Annotated in this window: 13 protein-coding genes and 7 pseudogenes; 9 read left to right on the top strand and 11 right to left on the bottom strand. The window is 60.5% G+C overall.

The window, feature by feature from the left end; translation table 11 throughout:
- Positions 1 to 182: 182 nt before the first annotated feature.
- On the bottom strand, positions 183 to 449 hold the full coding sequence (locus AC0V7N_RS39770) for a hypothetical protein (protein ID WP_496628682.1): 267 nt from the start codon (positions 447 to 449) through the stop codon (positions 183 to 185).
- 651 nt (positions 450 to 1,100) lie between these two features.
- Here AC0V7N_RS39770 and AC0V7N_RS39765 point away from each other — a divergent pair.
- Positions 1,101 to 2,762 carry an MFS transporter gene (locus AC0V7N_RS39765; RefSeq protein ID WP_496628681.1) on the top strand — a complete coding sequence of 554 codons (1,662 nt, stop codon included), beginning with the start codon at positions 1,101 to 1,103 and terminating at the stop codon, positions 2,760 to 2,762.
- A 98-nt stretch (positions 2,763 to 2,860) separates the two neighbouring features.
- Here the strand turns inward: AC0V7N_RS39765 and AC0V7N_RS39760 are convergent.
- A pseudogene (locus AC0V7N_RS39760) lies at positions 2,861 to 3,018 on the bottom strand (integrase core domain-containing protein); the annotation flags it as partial.
- A 15-nt stretch (positions 3,019 to 3,033) separates the two neighbouring features.
- Positions 3,034 to 3,129, bottom strand: a pseudogene (locus tag AC0V7N_RS39755) (IS6 family transposase); the annotation flags it as partial.
- 217 nt (positions 3,130 to 3,346) lie between these two features.
- Between AC0V7N_RS39755 and AC0V7N_RS39750 the strand changes: the two are divergent.
- Positions 3,347 to 3,439 (top strand): annotated as a pseudogene (locus tag AC0V7N_RS39750) (transcriptional regulator domain-containing protein); the annotation flags it as partial.
- Between the two features lie 186 nt (positions 3,440 to 3,625).
- On the opposite strand, the gene AC0V7N_RS39745 reads toward AC0V7N_RS39750, so the two are convergent.
- Together AC0V7N_RS39745 and AC0V7N_RS39740 are read right to left on the bottom strand one after the other, a co-directional pair.
- Positions 3,626 to 3,997, bottom strand: coding sequence for an XRE family transcriptional regulator (locus tag AC0V7N_RS39745; protein WP_496628680.1), 372 nt, complete (start codon positions 3,995 to 3,997; stop codon positions 3,626 to 3,628).
- A gap of 733 nt (positions 3,998 to 4,730) precedes the next feature.
- On the bottom strand, positions 4,731 to 5,078 hold the full coding sequence (locus AC0V7N_RS39740) for a hypothetical protein (RefSeq protein ID WP_496628679.1): 348 nt from the start codon (positions 5,076 to 5,078) through the stop codon (positions 4,731 to 4,733).
- A gap of 175 nt (positions 5,079 to 5,253) precedes the next feature.
- Here AC0V7N_RS39740 and AC0V7N_RS39735 point away from each other — a divergent pair, with 175 nt between their 5' ends.
- Together AC0V7N_RS39735 and AC0V7N_RS39730 are read left to right on the top strand one after the other, a co-directional pair.
- Positions 5,254 to 6,423, top strand: coding sequence for an IS110 family RNA-guided transposase (locus AC0V7N_RS39735; protein WP_496628632.1), 1,170 nt, complete (start codon positions 5,254 to 5,256; stop codon positions 6,421 to 6,423).
- 414 nt (positions 6,424 to 6,837) lie between these two features.
- Positions 6,838 to 7,488 carry an IS1096 element passenger TnpR family protein gene (locus AC0V7N_RS39730; protein ID WP_496628678.1) on the top strand — a complete coding sequence of 217 codons (651 nt, stop codon included), beginning with the start codon at positions 6,838 to 6,840 and terminating at the stop codon, positions 7,486 to 7,488.
- On the opposite strand, the gene AC0V7N_RS39725 is transcribed toward AC0V7N_RS39730, so the two are convergent.
- Both AC0V7N_RS39725 and AC0V7N_RS39720 read right to left on the bottom strand, forming a co-directional pair.
- Positions 7,469 to 7,771 (bottom strand): tyrosine-type recombinase/integrase, encoded by a 303-nt coding sequence (locus AC0V7N_RS39725; RefSeq protein WP_496628721.1) that lies wholly within the window; start codon positions 7,769 to 7,771, stop codon positions 7,469 to 7,471. The two genes, AC0V7N_RS39730 and AC0V7N_RS39725, sit on opposite strands and share 20 nt — an antisense overlap.
- 167 nt (positions 7,772 to 7,938) lie before the next feature.
- Positions 7,939 to 7,989: pseudogene (locus tag AC0V7N_RS39720) on the bottom strand (hypothetical protein); the annotation flags it as partial.
- Positions 7,990 to 8,352: 363 nt separating this feature from the next.
- On the opposite strand from AC0V7N_RS39720, the gene AC0V7N_RS39715 reads away from it, so the two are divergent.
- Complete coding sequence (locus AC0V7N_RS39715) at positions 8,353 to 9,753, top strand: ISKra4 family transposase (RefSeq protein WP_496628677.1); 1,401 nt, start codon at positions 8,353 to 8,355, stop codon at positions 9,751 to 9,753.
- Between the two features lie 304 nt (positions 9,754 to 10,057).
- On the opposite strand, the gene AC0V7N_RS39710 is transcribed toward AC0V7N_RS39715, so the two are convergent.
- On the bottom strand, positions 10,058 to 11,227 hold the full coding sequence (locus AC0V7N_RS39710; RefSeq protein WP_496628632.1) for an IS110 family RNA-guided transposase: 1,170 nt from the start codon (positions 11,225 to 11,227) through the stop codon (positions 10,058 to 10,060).
- Positions 11,228 to 11,505: 278 nt separating this feature from the next.
- Between AC0V7N_RS39710 and AC0V7N_RS39705 the strand changes: the two genes are divergently transcribed.
- The 3 genes and pseudogenes from AC0V7N_RS39705 to AC0V7N_RS39695 form a co-directional block, all read left to right on the top strand.
- Complete coding sequence (locus AC0V7N_RS39705) at positions 11,506 to 11,904, top strand: alanine racemase C-terminal domain-containing protein (protein WP_496628676.1); 399 nt, start codon at positions 11,506 to 11,508, stop codon at positions 11,902 to 11,904.
- Positions 11,905 to 11,945: 41 nt separating this feature from the next.
- Positions 11,946 to 12,753, top strand: a pseudogene (locus AC0V7N_RS39700) (transporter substrate-binding domain-containing protein).
- 100 nt (positions 12,754 to 12,853) lie between these two features.
- A pseudogene (locus tag AC0V7N_RS39695) lies at positions 12,854 to 13,438 on the top strand (TCP-1/cpn60 chaperonin family protein); the annotation flags it as partial.
- A gap of 160 nt (positions 13,439 to 13,598) precedes the next feature.
- On the opposite strand, the pseudogene AC0V7N_RS39690 reads toward AC0V7N_RS39695, so the two are convergent.
- A pseudogene (locus AC0V7N_RS39690) lies at positions 13,599 to 13,875 on the bottom strand (SMC-Scp complex subunit ScpB); the annotation flags it as partial.
- A gap of 5 nt (positions 13,876 to 13,880) precedes the next feature.
- Positions 13,881 to 14,024 (bottom strand): DUF1403 family protein, encoded by a 144-nt coding sequence (locus AC0V7N_RS39685; RefSeq protein WP_496628720.1) that lies wholly within the window; start codon positions 14,022 to 14,024, stop codon positions 13,881 to 13,883.
- 177 nt (positions 14,025 to 14,201) lie between these two features.
- On the opposite strand from AC0V7N_RS39685, the gene AC0V7N_RS39680 reads away from it, so the two are divergent.
- A complete protein-coding gene (locus AC0V7N_RS39680; RefSeq protein ID WP_496628675.1) occupies positions 14,202 to 14,525 on the top strand; it encodes a hypothetical protein in 324 nt (107 codons plus the stop codon).
- A 73-nt stretch (positions 14,526 to 14,598) separates the two neighbouring features.
- Here the strand turns inward: AC0V7N_RS39680 and AC0V7N_RS39675 are convergent, their stop codons facing one another.
- Positions 14,599 to 15,423, bottom strand: a complete 825-nt coding sequence (locus AC0V7N_RS39675; protein WP_496628674.1) for an EamA family transporter — start codon at positions 15,421 to 15,423, stop codon at positions 14,599 to 14,601.
- Positions 15,424 to 15,510 lie beyond the last annotated feature (87 nt).

Below are 15,510 nucleotides of genomic sequence, written 5' to 3'. Positions count from 1 at the left end.
TTCAGCCGGCTTTTGCGCTTATGTCGGAGCGCCAAATCCGACCGTCATGTCGGCAGCGCCTAATCAATTTGAACGGGAGATGCCGGATTGGCTTTGGAAGCACGTATAGGACAGCCCCGGCCAGTACGGAAAGGCATGAGGCGCCGGCCACACAATGGGTGAAGGCAGCCTGACCGGCCGTATCAGACACCTGTCAGGGAAACCGGACTTGCGCCGCGCTTCGCCACTTGGATTTTCTCGACGAAAACTAACGCGCCGATTCTTTCCTGGTATATGGCGACAGCGCAGAGGAAAGCCAAAGCAGCGGTGTCACACGCCGTTCGAGAGTGCCCTTTTGCGAACAGTACGGCATCCGCAATCGGGAGCGTCAGGCCATGCTTTTTAGCGAAACAGGTAAGCTCATAAGGCTGATCGTCATCTTGATTGCCAATACCAAGTTGGTAGTCCATCGATCATTTCCTCCCGTGTTCGCGACTATCCCCTCTTTGGGCCCAAAAAATGATTAGCTGGCTATGCCAGGCTCTTGTAAAGAGCATCTTCTTCGAAAATGCCCATACCAAATAGGTTCATGGCTCGCGTGGACAGCTGCTCCGCTTCAGCAGAGCCTGCGCGGATTCCTCTTCTTCGCAGATCCGATCATAGACCCGCTTCAGCAACGCGAGGTCGTCAGGGTAGGCTATGCCGCTTGGGGGATTTTTCCGAATTGGTCATCGCTCTCTCCCTGTTGTAACGCGAAGCGCGACGATCGCTCAACCGACGATGCCCTTTGCTCCTTATCGCCGATGTAAAGGGTCCTACTTCCTTTTTGGCCAAAGGCCTAGAAACAAACGAGGTCGTCGAAGAAACATTGCGCCGAGAACCCCGGGACAATCTGGTCCGCTGGATCCCGCTCCGTTCCTCAATGCCGCTGCGATCGGCCGGCTCTCCTGCTGGCGCCGTGCAGGCATTGGTCGGCGGCAAGAGCTCGATGTCCCGCTCCAGGGAGCGTCGACGCGTAAGAAATTCGCGATTGGCATGATCTCTCAGTTACCAGCCGCCACGATCCAGTCGAGATTGCATGCGAGACACCTGCCAATATTCGGAAAGCAAAGGCTCGCAAAATGAGTAGGGTGGCTGGATCACATGAAGATTTGGCTGCACCAACGACATTTGCGCCGCTCGGGAATCCGACCTTTCGGTCGATCTGGCTCGCGACCCAGGTTTCCAGTCTCGGCTGGCTGATGCAGACTGTTGCCATCAGCTGGCTGATGGCGACGATCTCGACTTCCGATCTGATGGTTGCGCTGGTGCAGGCTTCATCGAACCTGCCCGCTTTCATCTTGTCCGTCTTCGCTGGGGTTCTCGCCGACAATTACAGTCGGCGCCGGGTCATGTTCGCCGGCCGCTGCCTTATGGTGATAGCCTCTGCAATGCTCACTGCGTCCGTGGCGCTGGGCTTCGTCAGTCCGTGGATGATCCTCGGCTTCAGCTTCTTGATCGCAAGCGGCGGCGCTCTCAACGATCCTGCCTGGCAGGCCTCGGTTGGCGATATGGTGCACCGACGCGATGTTCCCGCTGCCGTCACCTTGCTCTCCGTCGGCTTCAATACTGTGCGGACCGTGGGCCCGGCTCTCGGCGGCATCGTGGTTGCCTCGTTTGGGCTTTTGGCAGCTTTTACCGTAACCACCCTCACCTATCTGGTCCCGCTAGGCACCATATGGCGCTGCAAGTGGAAGGTTCGCTCTTCACCTCTCCCGCGTGAGTCGATGAAAACGGCGATCTATGACGGGCTGCGCTTCACGGCGACGTCATCGGAGATCAAGGCGGCGATCGCCCGCGGAACCCTCTTTGGCCTTGCGAGCATCTCCATCCTCGCGCTGCTGCCGCTGGTTGTCCGCGATCATTTGGGGGGAGGACCGCTCGCCTATGGCACGCTGATGGCCGGCTTCGGCACAGGCGCCGTCTTCGCCGGCCTCTCCAACAGCACATTCAGACGGAACTTATCGCAGGAACGGCTGATGAAGCTCTCCTGCGTCGCCTGTGCGGCATGCTCCCTTTCCCTGGCACTGACCTCTTCGATTGCGGTGGCGGCAATTGCGCTCGCCTTGGGCGGCGCGGGCTGGGTCACCGCCTGGTCCGGGGTTGGCGTGAGTGTGCAGCTGGCGAGCCCGCGCTGGGTCGTGGGGCGGACCATCTCGATCTACTATGCATTGATAGATGGCGGCATCGCCGCCGGCAGTTGGGTATGGGGCACGGTTTCCCAGAACTATTCCCTGACCTGGGCGCTGGAGGGTTCCGCTGGAGCCCTGTTGCTCGTCGCCGCAGCAGGCGTCCTGTTTCCTCTTCGCGAGCGCCGCGAGTCCGAGCCCGATCCTTTGGAGGAATTCGACGCCCCAGCTGTCGCTCTCAATTTGAAGCCGAGAAGCGGCCCGATCGTGGTCAAGGTCGAATATCTGATAGCCGAGAGAAATCTCGAGGCCTTCCTCGACCTCATGCGGCAGCGGCGTCATGTCCACAGCCGCGTCGGCGCTCGGAATTGGACGCTCCAGCGCAACCTTCAGAAGCCCATGCAATGGACAGAAACATTCCGCACGCCGACCTGGACGGACTACCTTCGCCTCAATCACCGTCTGACGGAAGTAGACAAGGAACTGGACGAGCGTGTCTTCCAGTTGCATGCGGGGGAGCAAGTGCCTCAAATGACGCTTTCGATTGAGCGGCCGACAAGCTCGGCCCGCAAACCAGACCAGTCAATCCTTCACCTTCCCCGTCATCGAGCCTGACCTTTCAATATCTGGATAAGGAGGCTGGGGGCTTCGACATTCCGAAGACTTGAGCCGCGCGCTGTTGTAGTCGCCGCGCCATCGGGGCCAGGGACCAGTGAAAGTGAGTTGAACAGCGTCTCGTTCAACAGTTCGTCGCGGCGGCCGTCGAAGCCCTCGATGGAGGCATTCTGCATCGGCTTGCCAGGCACGATGTAGTGCCATTCGACACGGACCCGGCCCATGCCTGGATGGCGTTCGAGGTGAATTCGCTGCCCTGCGTGGCCCGTTACCGTTTTCGCAGCGGCACATGCGATTTCTCGGCGCGATCGTTCATTCCTTTGTGCGAGCGATGCTCAACTTGCGGCATCACCTGCCGCCTTGCCGCCATAGGAGGATCACTCGGCTAACCGCCACCGAAATCACCCTGGTACCCTGGCGCGGCGTCGTTCCCCGGATTGTTTCCAGTGTCGACGAAACCTCCATTGCCGCCCCATTCGGGACCTTCGCCCGCAGCGCTGCTGTTATCAGGCGAGGACGACTCCTGGACCTTCGGGCCATCAGGTCCGAGATAGCTGCCACCATCGGGCGATTTTGATGAGTTCTTGTCGTCGAAGCCATCGAAGACAGCGTTATATCCACCGTCAGCCGCTGGCGTCGCTTGGGAATATCTCCGCCGCGAGGACGACTATCGCCGCGATTCCCCCCGGACGCGGGCGCTGACGCCCGACGCCGCCGTGGTCGCATTCATGCGGCGGGGGATTGCGATTTCCCGGTCGACCTCGGACCAGCCCGCCGACCGTGCCACGCTCTTCTGTATGGCCTTCCAGGCGCTCGCCGGCGTGGTTGACGGTGTCCTGCGGTTGCGCACCCTTCTGTTTCTCTCAGCCCGACAGCTTCTGCGACCGGGTCTGCCGCGCTACACGCCGGGTAGCTTCATCTTTTTTCCGGATGGCAGAGGTCAGCTCATCATAGTCGACGCCGCGCTTCTTCAGCGCCCTGCGCGCATCGTCGATCTCGAAGCCCAGCAACTCGAATACGGTCATATTGAGCCTGGAAGCGATGCGCTCGATTGTCTTGAGGGTCGGATTTCCGATACCGCGCAGCATCGTGTAGTAGGTCCCTCGCGCCAAACCCGTCCTGGGGAGGAAGGCTTCCATTCCGCCATTCTCGATCTCAAGCTGCTGGAGGTGCAGCGCCAGCATTTCATTGAGGATCGAATGATCGAGCGGCTGGGGCTTGCGGACGGGCGACATGAATGGACGAACTCCGGAAAGGCACCTGCGCCTGCGGAGACAATCAATGCCGCAATGCGATTATATTGTATAGTGAATGTTCTCAGAATGCGGCACGGCGCGTTGGGGTCAAACCTCCTAAGCTTCGTCATGCGCAAACTTTTTCAATTTGCACCGCCTCGAGACGGCCACCGCCGTGTTTAGGGGGTGCTGTGGACTGACACGGCCTCACCTGTCGGAGCAGCGACAACATACAAGATAGTGAGCGGACTCAGTTTCGACTCAGGTGCGAGTTCTGTCTGGTACTGATGCATTAGTTCCCGCGCGACACCGCATGCCGACGAAAAAAGGAAGGCCCGCACGATGCAAAGCAGGCACGCCTGTAGCCTATGCATGGACCAACGCTACCTTTCGACACGACGGAAAACCGATAAGCCTGCTGACGATAGGATGGGCCTTCCTGCTCCTCTCCAGGCTTCGCATAGCGAGCTCTTCTTTGGAGCAAGCCCGCAGCCGGACCGCGCGGCGTCAGCGTCTGTTCCTACCACCTGGTCCGAGGCTCGGGTTACGATGTGTCCTGTTTACCGGTCAACAATCGAAGGTGTGCGCTCAACCACAGATCGGTCCTGGCTACTTCCCGACCTCGACGGGGATCGCGGCCAATGCGCCGACCCCCCGCCAGCGCGTCGATCGTCGTCGCGCCGACCGATGTCTGACCAATGAGTCGACGTAATTTCGTCAGTTCGCCTCGGATTCATCGCGCAGGATGAATTTCGAGAACGCTGCAAGCTGCTCTTCCACCGGTGCGCGAGGTCGCCGCCGCGATAGTGGGCATGCACCAGAGCCAGAAGACGACTTCGTCAGAAAGTCCGGCAAACAGGGCTTTTTGCAGAACGCGGCTCATGATCGCCACCGCCCGCGGATACAAAGTCACATGATGCCCGACGCAGACATCGTCACCGGCCCCGTGACGATTGACAAAAGTAATCTCGACTAGGTCCGTCACCGCTTGATGGAAGCTGGCCGTCAGATACGCGATCGCAATTGGCCTGACCCGTCTCAGTTTGCATCGAATGAACCAATTGCAGTCGATGTTCCGCAAACTCCATCCGATTGGGGACTGTTTTTTGAAATACGCTCTCTCTTTTAATTCTATCGAATCGATAGAGTTAAGTGGCGCTGATCGCTTTGAGGGGAGCATGAGATCCTATGGGGAGTGGATAGCGACCTACGTTGTGGCAAAGTGAGGTTGCTCAAAAACTCACTGGAGGAGAACCATGCATTCTGCAGCTGATCATCCAGAGGCGTCTGTCGCAATCCGCGTCAATCTTGGCGCGATTTTTGTTTCGATGGAACTCGGGAAATCGACTTGGCTAATCACATCTCTCTCGCCGGGCGGTGGAGAGAAAATGTCGAGACACGCCGTTACCGGCGGCGATATCACCGGACTGTTTGCGCGCTTTGATGACCTGCGCAAGAAGGCGCAGGCGCGCACGGGCAAGTGCTATCCGCTCGTGGTGATTCAGGAAGCTGGTCTCGACGGGTTCTGGATCGATCGGGTGCTGCGCCAGCAAGACTGGATCGAAAGCCATGTCGTCGATGCCGCTTCGATTGCCGTGTCGCGTCGGCGTCGCCGTGCGAAGACCGACCGGATCGACGGCGAGACGCTGGTCCGCACACTGATGGCCTACAGGCGCGGAGAGCCGCGTGTCTGCTCGATGGTGCGGGTACCAACGCCCGAGGACGAGGACCGTCGCCGGATCAGCCGGGAGCGCAAGACGTTGATCGCCGAGCGGATCGAGCACTCCAACCGGATCAAGGGCCTGCTCTTCAGCCAGGGAATTAGGGATTATGAACCACTACGCCGCGATCGGCGCAAGCGTCTGGATGAGCTTCGCACTGGGGATGGCCGGGCGCTGCCTGTCCGCATCAAGGCCCAGATCAACCGAGAACTAGATCGTCTTGAACTCCTGCTTGCACAGATCAAGGCCGTGGAGGCCGAGCGGGACGCGCTTTTGAGTGCGCAGATTGCAGATACGTCTATGCCGGGCGCCATGCTGCTGAAACTCAAGGGCATAGGACCAGAGTTCGCGGAGGTCCTCCATTCCGAAGGGCTGTTCCGGCACTTCGACAACCGCAGGCAGGTTGCCTCCTATGCCGGGCTCGCGCCATCGCCATGGCAGAGCGGATCGATCGACCGCGAGCAGGGCGTCTCGAAGGCGGGTAATTCACGATTACGGGTGACGATGGTCCAACTCGCCTGGCTGTGGCTGCGCCATCAGCCGGACTCAGCGCCGGCCCGCTGGTTTCGGGAACGGGTGACACGCAATGGCGGTCGTCTCAAGAAGTCCGCAATCGTGGCGCTCGCCCGCAAGCTGCTCGTCGCGCTCTGGAAATACGCGACCGCAGGCATCGTCATAGAAGGAGCGGCCATGAAGTCAGCCTGACGGCATCGAACCTGATTTCCTATCCCTGGGGCCTAATCAGCCCGACGGATCCAGGTGAACGAACCGAACAATTCCATGGCTTCCAACAACCGTGCATGAGAATGGTTTCGTTCATCTGAGCCCCGCACCCGCCGTAAGCGGGATATTGGTGCAGCCGTTGCGAGCGGCGACCGCATGTGAGGTGGACCAGGTTCGGATGGCGGACCGCGTCACGCAATCGGGCTCAGACCCTGGATACCGGACGAAATAGAGGTCTAGGATTCAATTTGACACAAAGTTCCCCATGTGAGGATTTGTGGGGCGGGCTGGACCGGAGTATGTCGTCACCATTGAATTTCGACGGGACCGGCGGATTTGAGAAGGGCAAAACGGGCAGCGACGAAAACTGCCGGAGAGGCGGCAGCCTCGGAGGATGTGATTTCCATCCTGCAATTCCGCATCTGGCTGCACGACGTGAGCCCGATGGTGTGGCGTAGGGTTCAGGTTCCCTCGACGATGACGCTACGCGAGTTTCATGGCGTCCTTCAGGTCGCGATGGGATGGGAAGGCATACACCTTTATCAATTCATCATTCACACGGTGCGGTACGGTTCGTGGGAGACGGGTGCCCGCTCCCCTGCCATTGCTCTTGCCGATCTGAAGCTGCGCAAGGGCAGCCGGTTCCTGTACGAGTACGATCTGAACGTTCCGTGGGAACACGAGATCCGGCTTGAGGAACGGCGGCCTGTCAAACCGGGCACTCGCTATCCGGCCTGCACGGGAGGAGACGGCATCTGCCCGCAGGAGGATTGCGGCGGGCCGGAAGGCTGGATGTGGCGGCAGGACAACGCCTTCGGCTATGAGATGATGGACGATCTGGAGAGTGCGGCGGAGTTTCTGCAGGAAGTGGCCGAAACGAAATCCCTCGCAGCGCTGGACGATCCTGATCGTGCGGACGAACTGCGCGCCTCGCTGGATAGACTGAAGGAGCGCGCAAGCTGGTTGGGAGAGCACTTCGAGCGCCGGAAAGCGAATGAGCGTTTGCGGCAAGGCGAACATCTCAACCTTATGCATCAGCAGATGTGACAGGCCTTACACTTCGATCTTTCGAAAGCAGGTCGGTCGCCATGAGGTGCGGCATCATCACCACGATTGTGCCGGATTCCCGAACGCAGTGCCCGCTCGGTCGGATCCGTGACCTGATCGAATTTCCGGCGCAAGGTCGCGGCCGTGGTTTCGGCGTAATAGCGGGTGTTTCGATGTTCTCGTGGCTGAGAAAGCGCTGCACATCGGTAATGTCCATGCCGAGCCACAATAGTTTCGTCGCCGTTGTGTGGCGCAGCAGGTGCGGATAGACCCGCTTGGTGATCCCGGCCTTCCGTGAAATCTGGCGGATGATCTGGCCGATGCGCTGGCGGCTGTAGGTATAGGGCGTGGGGCCGGCACCACGTTCACGGCTCTGGAAAGGGGACCGGCGCGGCGGGTGCCTATATGAAGCCGGAGCATCTGCGCCAGTTCCCGCCGGATCGGTATTTCGCGGCGTTTCGAACCCTTGCCGCGCACGACGACAATCACGCGCTTCGTCAGGCTGACATCCTCGACACGCAGGCGGGTGAACTCGGAAACCCGCAGCCCGGTGTCGAGAGCAGGGTCTGGAGCAACAGACCTTTCGTTCCGCCGGCATCATAGGCATGGTCGATGAAGGTCAGTTCCTCCTCGACCCTCAGCCGGTTGATTGATATCCGCCGTTCCGGCTCGGATCAGGACTGTTGCGATGGCGTTTGCGGCCCGCTGGATCGAGGCCATGTCGGTTTACCAGACGTTTTTCGGATTGCTAACTGATGGTCCTTATGAGTGTTTCCGGCAAGGCCGAAGAGGAGAAACGGGCGTCGCGGGCGCAATCAGTTTTCCACACCGGTCATTCTGGAAAACTCATTACGAGGACATGAGATGCGGGCGCGGCTGGTTCTGGAGATTATGGGTGACGATGGTGAGACGATTGCAACCGAAACCGTCGCCGATCTGGTGAAGGTGACGAAGGGCGCCGAGGATCTCGGTCTGTCGTTGTTGGAGGCGAAAGGCCTTCTTACGAAATTACAGCAGGCGATGGTGGAGACGCAGGTGGAACTTTGGCTGAGCGAAAACCGCGAGCTGGATGGGCGTCGCCTGCGCAGCAAGGGCAGTTATCCAATAACCTTCCATACGCTCTTTGGCGACGTCCGCCTGAAAAGCCCCCGATACTACCTGCCGCACTCGGTCGGCGGAAACGGTCCAGCAACGATCTCTCCACTCCGGAAACTGATCCCCGACCACATTGCGCCCGAGCGCCTCTATCTGGAAACGCGGTGGGCATCGCTCGTGCCCTATGCCGCCGCGGCCGAGCTGCTAGCCGATGTGCTGCCGGTCGAGAGCGGCGCCAACGCCACGACGGTTCGGCAGCACGCCTTGCAGGCCGCCAGGCGCATCGAGCGGGAACTGACCGAAGAGCGGGTTTCCTTCATGCAGGATGCCTGTCCGCGCGACTGGATGAACCTGCCCGTTCCCGATGGCCGCATCGTCATCGGTCTGGATGGTGGGTATATCCGGGACCGCAACGATCGAAAGAAGAACTTCGAACTGATCGTCGGCCGCTCCTTACCCGAGGACGGAGATGCCCGTTACATCGGTTTTGTCCATGGCTACGATCGCAAGCCGCAGCGGCGTATCCTTGACCATCTTAAAAAGCAGGGCGTTCAGGCCAATCAGGACATCACCTTCATCACCGACGGAGGAGAAGAGGTCCGCTCGCTTGCCGAGATGATTGCGCCGGCAAGCGAACATGTCCTCGACTGGTTCCACATCACCATGCGCATCACGGTCCTGCGTCAATTCGGCCAGGGTGTCGAAAACCATAATGAGCAGGCCGGGCAGGACATCCTTGAAACCCTCCGCAGGATCAAATGGCATCTCTGGCATGGCAATGCGTACCGTGCCAGTGAGGAAATCGGCGACCTGCAATTCGATGCGGAAGCGCTCGAAACGGACTACCCGATCATGCGCAAATTCCTGACGGCCATCGGCGAGTTCCGATCTTACATCGCTTCCAACAGCGCAAGCCTGATCAACTACGGCGAACGCTACCGGTCCGGTGAGCGGATATCCTCGGCCTTCGTCGAGGCAACCGTCAATGCCGTCATCAGCAAGCGGTTCGCGAAAAAGCAGCAGATGCAGTGGAGCAGGATCGGCGCGCATCTTCTGCTGCAAACCCGCACGCAGACCCTCGACGGCTCCCTGCGCTCGACCTTCCAGCAATGGTATCCCGGTATGGCGAACGACAATCACGAACCAGACGAAACAGCTCTCGCCGCATAACCGCCCCACAGTTCCTCACATGGGGAACTTTGTGTCAAATTGAATCCTAGACCTCTATTTCGTCCGGTATCCAGGGTCTGAGCCCGATTGCGTGACGCGGTCCGCCATCCGAACCTGGTCCACCTCACATGCGGTCGCCGCTCGCAACGGCTGCACCAATATCCCGCTTACGGCGGGTGCGGGGCTCAGATGAACGAAACCATTCTCATGCACGGTTGTTGGAAGCCATGGAATTGTTCGGTTCGTTCACCTGGATCCGTCGGGCTGATTAGGCCCCAGGGATAGGAAATCAGGTTCGATGCCGTCAGGCTGACTTCATGGCCGCTCCTTCTATGACGATGCCTGCGGTCGCGTATTTCCAGAGCGCGACGAGCAGCTTGCGGGCGAGCGCCACGATTGCGGACTTCTTGAGACGACCGCCATTGCGTGTCACCCGTTCCCGAAACCAGCGGGCCGGCGCTGAGTCCGGCTGATGGCGCAGCCACAGCCAGGCGAGTTGGACCATCGTCACCCGTAATCGTGAATTACCCGCCTTCGAGACGCCCTGCTCGCGGTCGATCGATCCGCTCTGCCATGGCGATGGCGCGAGCCCGGCATAGGAGGCAACCTGCCTGCGGTTGTCGAAGTGCCGGAACAGCCCTTCGGAATGGAGGACCTCCGCGAACTCTGGTCCTATGCCCTTGAGTTTCAGCAGCATGGCGCCCGGCATAGACGTATCTGCAATCTGCGCACTCAAAAGCGCGTCCCGCTCGGCCTCCACGGCCTTGATCTGTGCAAGCAGGAGTTCAAGACGATCTAGTTCTCGGTTGATCTGGGCCTTGATGCGGACAGGCAGCGCCCGGCCATCCCCAGTGCGAAGCTCATCCAGACGCTTGCGCCGATCGCGGCGTAGTGGTTCATAATCCCTAATTCCCTGGCTGAAGAGCAGGCCCTTGATCCGGTTGGAGTGCTCGATCCGCTCGGCGATCAACGTCTTGCGCTCCCGGCTGATCCGGCGACGGTCCTCGTCCTCGGGCGTTGGTACCCGCACCATCGAGCAGACACGCGGCTCTCCGCGCCTGTAGGCCATCAGTGTGCGGACCAGCGTCTCGCCGTCGATCCGGTCGGTCTTCGCACGGCGACGCCGACGCGACACGGCAATCGAAGCGGCATCGACGACATGGCTTTCGATCCAGTCTTGCTGGCGCAGCACCCGATCGATCCAGAACCCGTCGAGACCAGCTTCCTGAATCACCACGAGCGGATAGCACTTGCCCGTGCGCGCCTGCGCCTTCTTGCGCAGGTCATCAAAGCGCGCAAACAGTCCGGTGATATCGCCGCCGGTAACGGCGTGTCTCGACATTTTCTCTCCACCGCCCGGCGAGAGAGATGTGATTAGCCAAGTCGATTTCCCGAGTTCCATCGAAACAAAAATCGCGCCAAGATTGACGCGGATTGCGACAGACGCCTCTGGATGATCAGCTGCAGAATGCATGGTTCTCCTCCAGTGAGTTTTTGAGCAACCTCACTTTGCCACAACGTAGGTCGCTATCCACTCCCCATAGGATCTCATGCTCCCCCACACGGGCTCCCCGGCCCCCAATTCTCCTCTACCCGGGCATAAATCCCCAATGGGCCAGCGCCGTCTCGGAGCAGGATCTTACAATCACCTTTTCGAGCATATCCGAGCTCGATAACTGGGCGGTGACCTCGGAAGTACGCCCACTCGCCCTCAGGCCGGCCCTTCACGCGATCAAGGCCCGGCTCGTCTCAGTGAAGCAGGCCGACGCCAGCATTGGACCCGCACCTGATCTCCCCGGTTATAGCCCCGACATGCGGATTGGTGTGCTTGGGATCGGCTGGGGACACGGCCTGCCGAGGGATTTGCCGTTTGGCGCCAGCGCGATCATCCGCGGGAAGCGAGTCCCGCTGCTTGCTCCCCCGCACCTGGAGCATGTGCGCGTGGATCTGTCCCGCGTCCCGGACGCGGCCTTCGGCGACGAGGCGGTCCTGCTCGGATCAGCCGGCGGCGAACACATCGATCTCGCCGAACTGGCCATGCATTGGCGCACCGATGCTGTCGGCATCTATTGCGGACTACAGCCGGACTTGGCGCGGGTCTATGCGGCCCGAGACATCAACGGACAACTCAACCAGAAAAGGGGAATATAGCCATGCCTGGACGTCTTTTTCCGATCGCCTTCGCCGCAGCCATGCTGTGGACAATAAGTGCGCACGCCGGCACCCGAACCGCGATCACGATTGCCTCCGAGGGCGCGTCCCCGCCATGGGACTCCATCGATGCCAGCGGCCAGCTCGTCGGCTACGACATCGACGTCGGCAAGGAATTGTGCCGCCGCATGAACATTGAATGCAAATTTGTGGCGCAGGATTGGGACGGGATCATCCCTGCGCTCACCGTTGGAAAATACGACGCAATTATTTCCGGGATGTCCATCACCGAAAAACGGAAGAAGACCATAGCCTTCTCGGAGCCTTACGCTGTCGGCACCAACCAGATCGTCATGCGTCGGGATCTGAAACTGCCGCCAACTGACATAACGCGGAAGCTCGATCTCACGGGAATGGACGCTGGCAAACAGGCGATCCTCGACCAGCTCAAGGAGGCCTTGACCGGGAAAACCCTTGGTGCTGCGCTCCTCCAACTCCGAGGCAGTCTTGACCGACCTGTTCGGCAAGGTGGCGACGATCCGGAGCTACGACTCCCTGGAGAACCTGAAGTTAGATCTCGCCGCCGACCGGATCGACGGTGGGTTGGCGGATTACTCCAACTGGAAGCTGTTTCTGGACAGCCCGGACGGCCAGAACGCGGCTTTCTATGGTCCGCAACTCTTTGGGGGGACGTGGGGACCCGGTATTGGAATCGGCATCAGGAAGGATGATGGCGACCTGGTGGAGGCATTCAACAAGGCGATAGCCGGCGCGGTCAGTGACGGCACATTGAAGAAGCTCAGCCTGCAATGGTTCGGCTTCGACCTCTCTCTACCCCCGACGCGCTGAATGACGTGGCGGAAGTTCTTCGAATTGCGGCATGGCGAAGCAACGGGATTCGCCATGCTGTCGCCCCAGGCTCGCCCTTTCCGAAAAGAAGCTCGCAAAAAATGACATCGCCAAGGAGAAGCTGCAGGAACGTCTCGCCAAGCTCGTGGGCGGCGTTGCGGTGATCCGCGTCGGCGGTGCGACCGAAGTGGAAGTCAAGGAAAAGAAGGACCGCGTCGATGACGCCCTCAACGCGACCCGCGCGGCCGTCGAAGAAGGCATCGTACCCGGTGGCGGCGTCGCCTTGCTCCGCGCCTCGCTGGCCATCCCCGTCACCGGCGCCAATGCCGACCAGGCCGCTGGCATCGCCATCGTGCGTCGCGCGCTGCAGGCTCCGGCCCGCCAGATCGCCGCGAATGCAGGCGCCGAAGCATCGATCGTTGCCGGCAAGATCCTCGAGAACAAGGGCGCGACCTTCGGCTACAACGCCCAGACCGGCGAGTATGGCGACATGATCGCCATGGGTATCGTCGATCCGGTCAAGGTCGTTCGCACGGCTCTCCAGGATGCGGCCTCGGTCGCCGGCCTGCTGGTCACCACCGAAGCCATGATCGCGGAGGCTCCGAAGAAGGAGTCGGCTGGCGGCGGCATGCCTGGCGGCATGGGCGGCGGCGGCATGGGCGGCATGGGTGGAATGGGGTTCTAAGGTCCACGCATTTCAACAATCTCCGAACGGTGGCAGCAATGCCGCCCTTTTCTTTGGCGCGGATCCGGTCATTCGGCGCTCGCGAAATTTTGGATCGACGGCCGCCATCGGCGTTAGCCGATGTCAAAGGAGTTTCGGAAAAATCCGAAGAGACCGTGACGCCGGCGACGGCGACCAAGTCGTAGGGACGGCCGCGCAGCTCTTCGCGGATGTCATCGATGATCAGATCGATGTTGCAGCTTTTGCCGACGATGCGTGCCAGCGTCGCCCGGCCGGCCGGTTCGCTTGCCGCGAAGATCGTCGCCTCGACGCGATGCATCCATTCGCGCCAGCGCACCCCCGGCGGCAGGTGATCCAGCTCCCGGTTCAAGCAGCCGGTCAGCTGATCGACGGTCACCTGACCGGCTTCCCCCTCGCCTGCGCACAGCCTCCGCCATGGTCGTCAGAGCCCGTAGCTGCGGAAGGTCGATCGGCCTGACAATTCGCGGACGGCGCCGAGTTCGACCAGCCGGTCGAACAGGCGACGCAGCCCACGATCGCTGATGCCTGCGATCTTTTCCGAGGCGAAGATCGCGTCGTCGGACAGGAGCTTTTCGACAACAGTGTCCGCTGCCTTGGCCCTGAGTTTCGGGCAACGGCAAGCAGCCGGCCTGCCCGACGTTCGAGCTCGGCTGAAAGATCAATTGCCCGCAGTTCTGCGCGCGCCTGAGCCACGAGCAGACCCTTCGCACGGTCGGCTTCATCCTCGGTGCTCGCCGCCGCAATGGCAGTTGACGAACGGCGGGAGCGGCCGGGACTTGAGCCCAAAGCCACCTCCGCGCCCCATCAATGGCATCGCCTGCGGCCAACCCAGCCGCTGCGCCAGCAGAGCGTCGGCGAGCCAGGCTCCGACCGTGCGTCCGAAGCCATGTCGTACGGCGGCTATGAACGCGCCGGTCAGCATCCCGACGGTGCCGGCGCTGACGGCAAGCTGCCGAAGCTCATCTGCCAGGTCGCTGACCGCCTCGTCGTCTCGGACATGGCCAAGATCCTCCAAAACCCTGGCGATGCTCGCCGCCGTGAGTCCCGTAGTCCTTTGCGATTCTAACAAGCGTGACAACCCGAGGGGACAAGCTGTTCACTTTCGCTTATGAGGCTGAACCCCATTTTCGCCGGGCGAGTCAGCGAAATTTCCAAGTGGCGAAGGCAGTGCTCAGGCTTTTCATCTCCCGGTGCAGGATGTAAAGGCCGCTACCGATGACAACGAGCGACCCGATCCAAGTCCACTGGTCAGGTATAACACCCCAGATAAAAAAACTTAGCGCAACGCCCCATATCATCCCTGTATACTCGAACGGCACCACAATCGATGGTGTCGCAAGGCGGTACGCCTGCGCCATCATAAGAGTACCGACGCCACCGAGGAGGCCGACGAGGGCAAGAAGGCCGCTGTCCCCCCACCCCGGCGTCAGCCAGTGGAAGGGCATCTGTACACCGGTTGCGGCTATGATAACGATGTTGCCGTAAAAGATCATCGCAACGTTGCTCTCGGTGCGACTGTAAAGACGGACCATCACCATTGAGAGGGCGTGCGCAGCGGTGGCGATAAGGGCTATGGCGCCTCCGCCGAACGCGCCATCGACGCCCGGACGGATCATGATAAGGACGCCTACAAACCCAACAAGCACTGCCAGCCAGCGCTTTAAGCCCACGCTCTCGTGCAGAATTGGCACCGACATGGCAGTAATAAACATTGGCGCGGCAAAGCCGATGGCGTACGCGGTGCTCAACGGCATCACCGCGAGGGCCCAGTAAGAGCCGAACATGCCGACGAGGCTGACAAGCCCGCGCAGCAGATGCGCGCCGACCCTGCGGGTTTTCAACGAAACCAGTCCGGGCGGCCTCAGTAGCATCGCCAACGTCGGAACAAGCCCCACAACGGCGCGAAAAAATACAATCTGAGCGATCGAATAGTCGGCCGACAACCATTTAATCATGGCGTCCATGACGCAGAGGACCAACACACCGCCGGAATACATAGCGATGCCTTGGGCTGGCGACTGCCTTGTGACTATCGATCTGGGTACACCGTC

It is taken from the genome of Mesorhizobium kamtschaticum, assembly GCF_056174585.1.
This window is presented reverse-complemented; position numbering and strand designations above follow the sequence as displayed.

What these genes read in the sequence shown, in the direction of transcription:
- AC0V7N_RS39745 (WP_496628680.1), bottom strand. Translation starts at nt 3,997, where the DNA reads ATGTCGCCCGTCCGCAAGCCCCAGCCGCTCGATCATTCGATCCTCAAT.
- AC0V7N_RS39770 (WP_496628682.1), bottom strand. Translation starts at nt 449, where the DNA reads ATGGACTACCAACTTGGTATTGGCAATCAAGATGACGATCAGCCTTAT.
- AC0V7N_RS39710 (WP_496628632.1), bottom strand. Translation starts at nt 11,227, where the DNA reads ATGCATTCTGCAGCTGATCATCCAGAGGCGTCTGTCGCAATCCGCGTC.
- AC0V7N_RS39675 (WP_496628674.1), bottom strand. Translation starts at nt 15,423, where the DNA reads ATGGACGCCATGATTAAATGGTTGTCGGCCGACTATTCGATCGCTCAG.
- AC0V7N_RS39680 (WP_496628675.1), top strand. Translation starts at nt 14,202, where the DNA reads ATGGCAGTTGACGAACGGCGGGAGCGGCCGGGACTTGAGCCCAAAGCC.
- AC0V7N_RS39715 (WP_496628677.1), top strand. Translation starts at nt 8,353, where the DNA reads ATGCGGGCGCGGCTGGTTCTGGAGATTATGGGTGACGATGGTGAGACG.
- AC0V7N_RS39765 (WP_496628681.1), top strand. Translation starts at nt 1,101, where the DNA reads ATGAGTAGGGTGGCTGGATCACATGAAGATTTGGCTGCACCAACGACA.
- AC0V7N_RS39735 (WP_496628632.1), top strand. Translation starts at nt 5,254, where the DNA reads ATGCATTCTGCAGCTGATCATCCAGAGGCGTCTGTCGCAATCCGCGTC.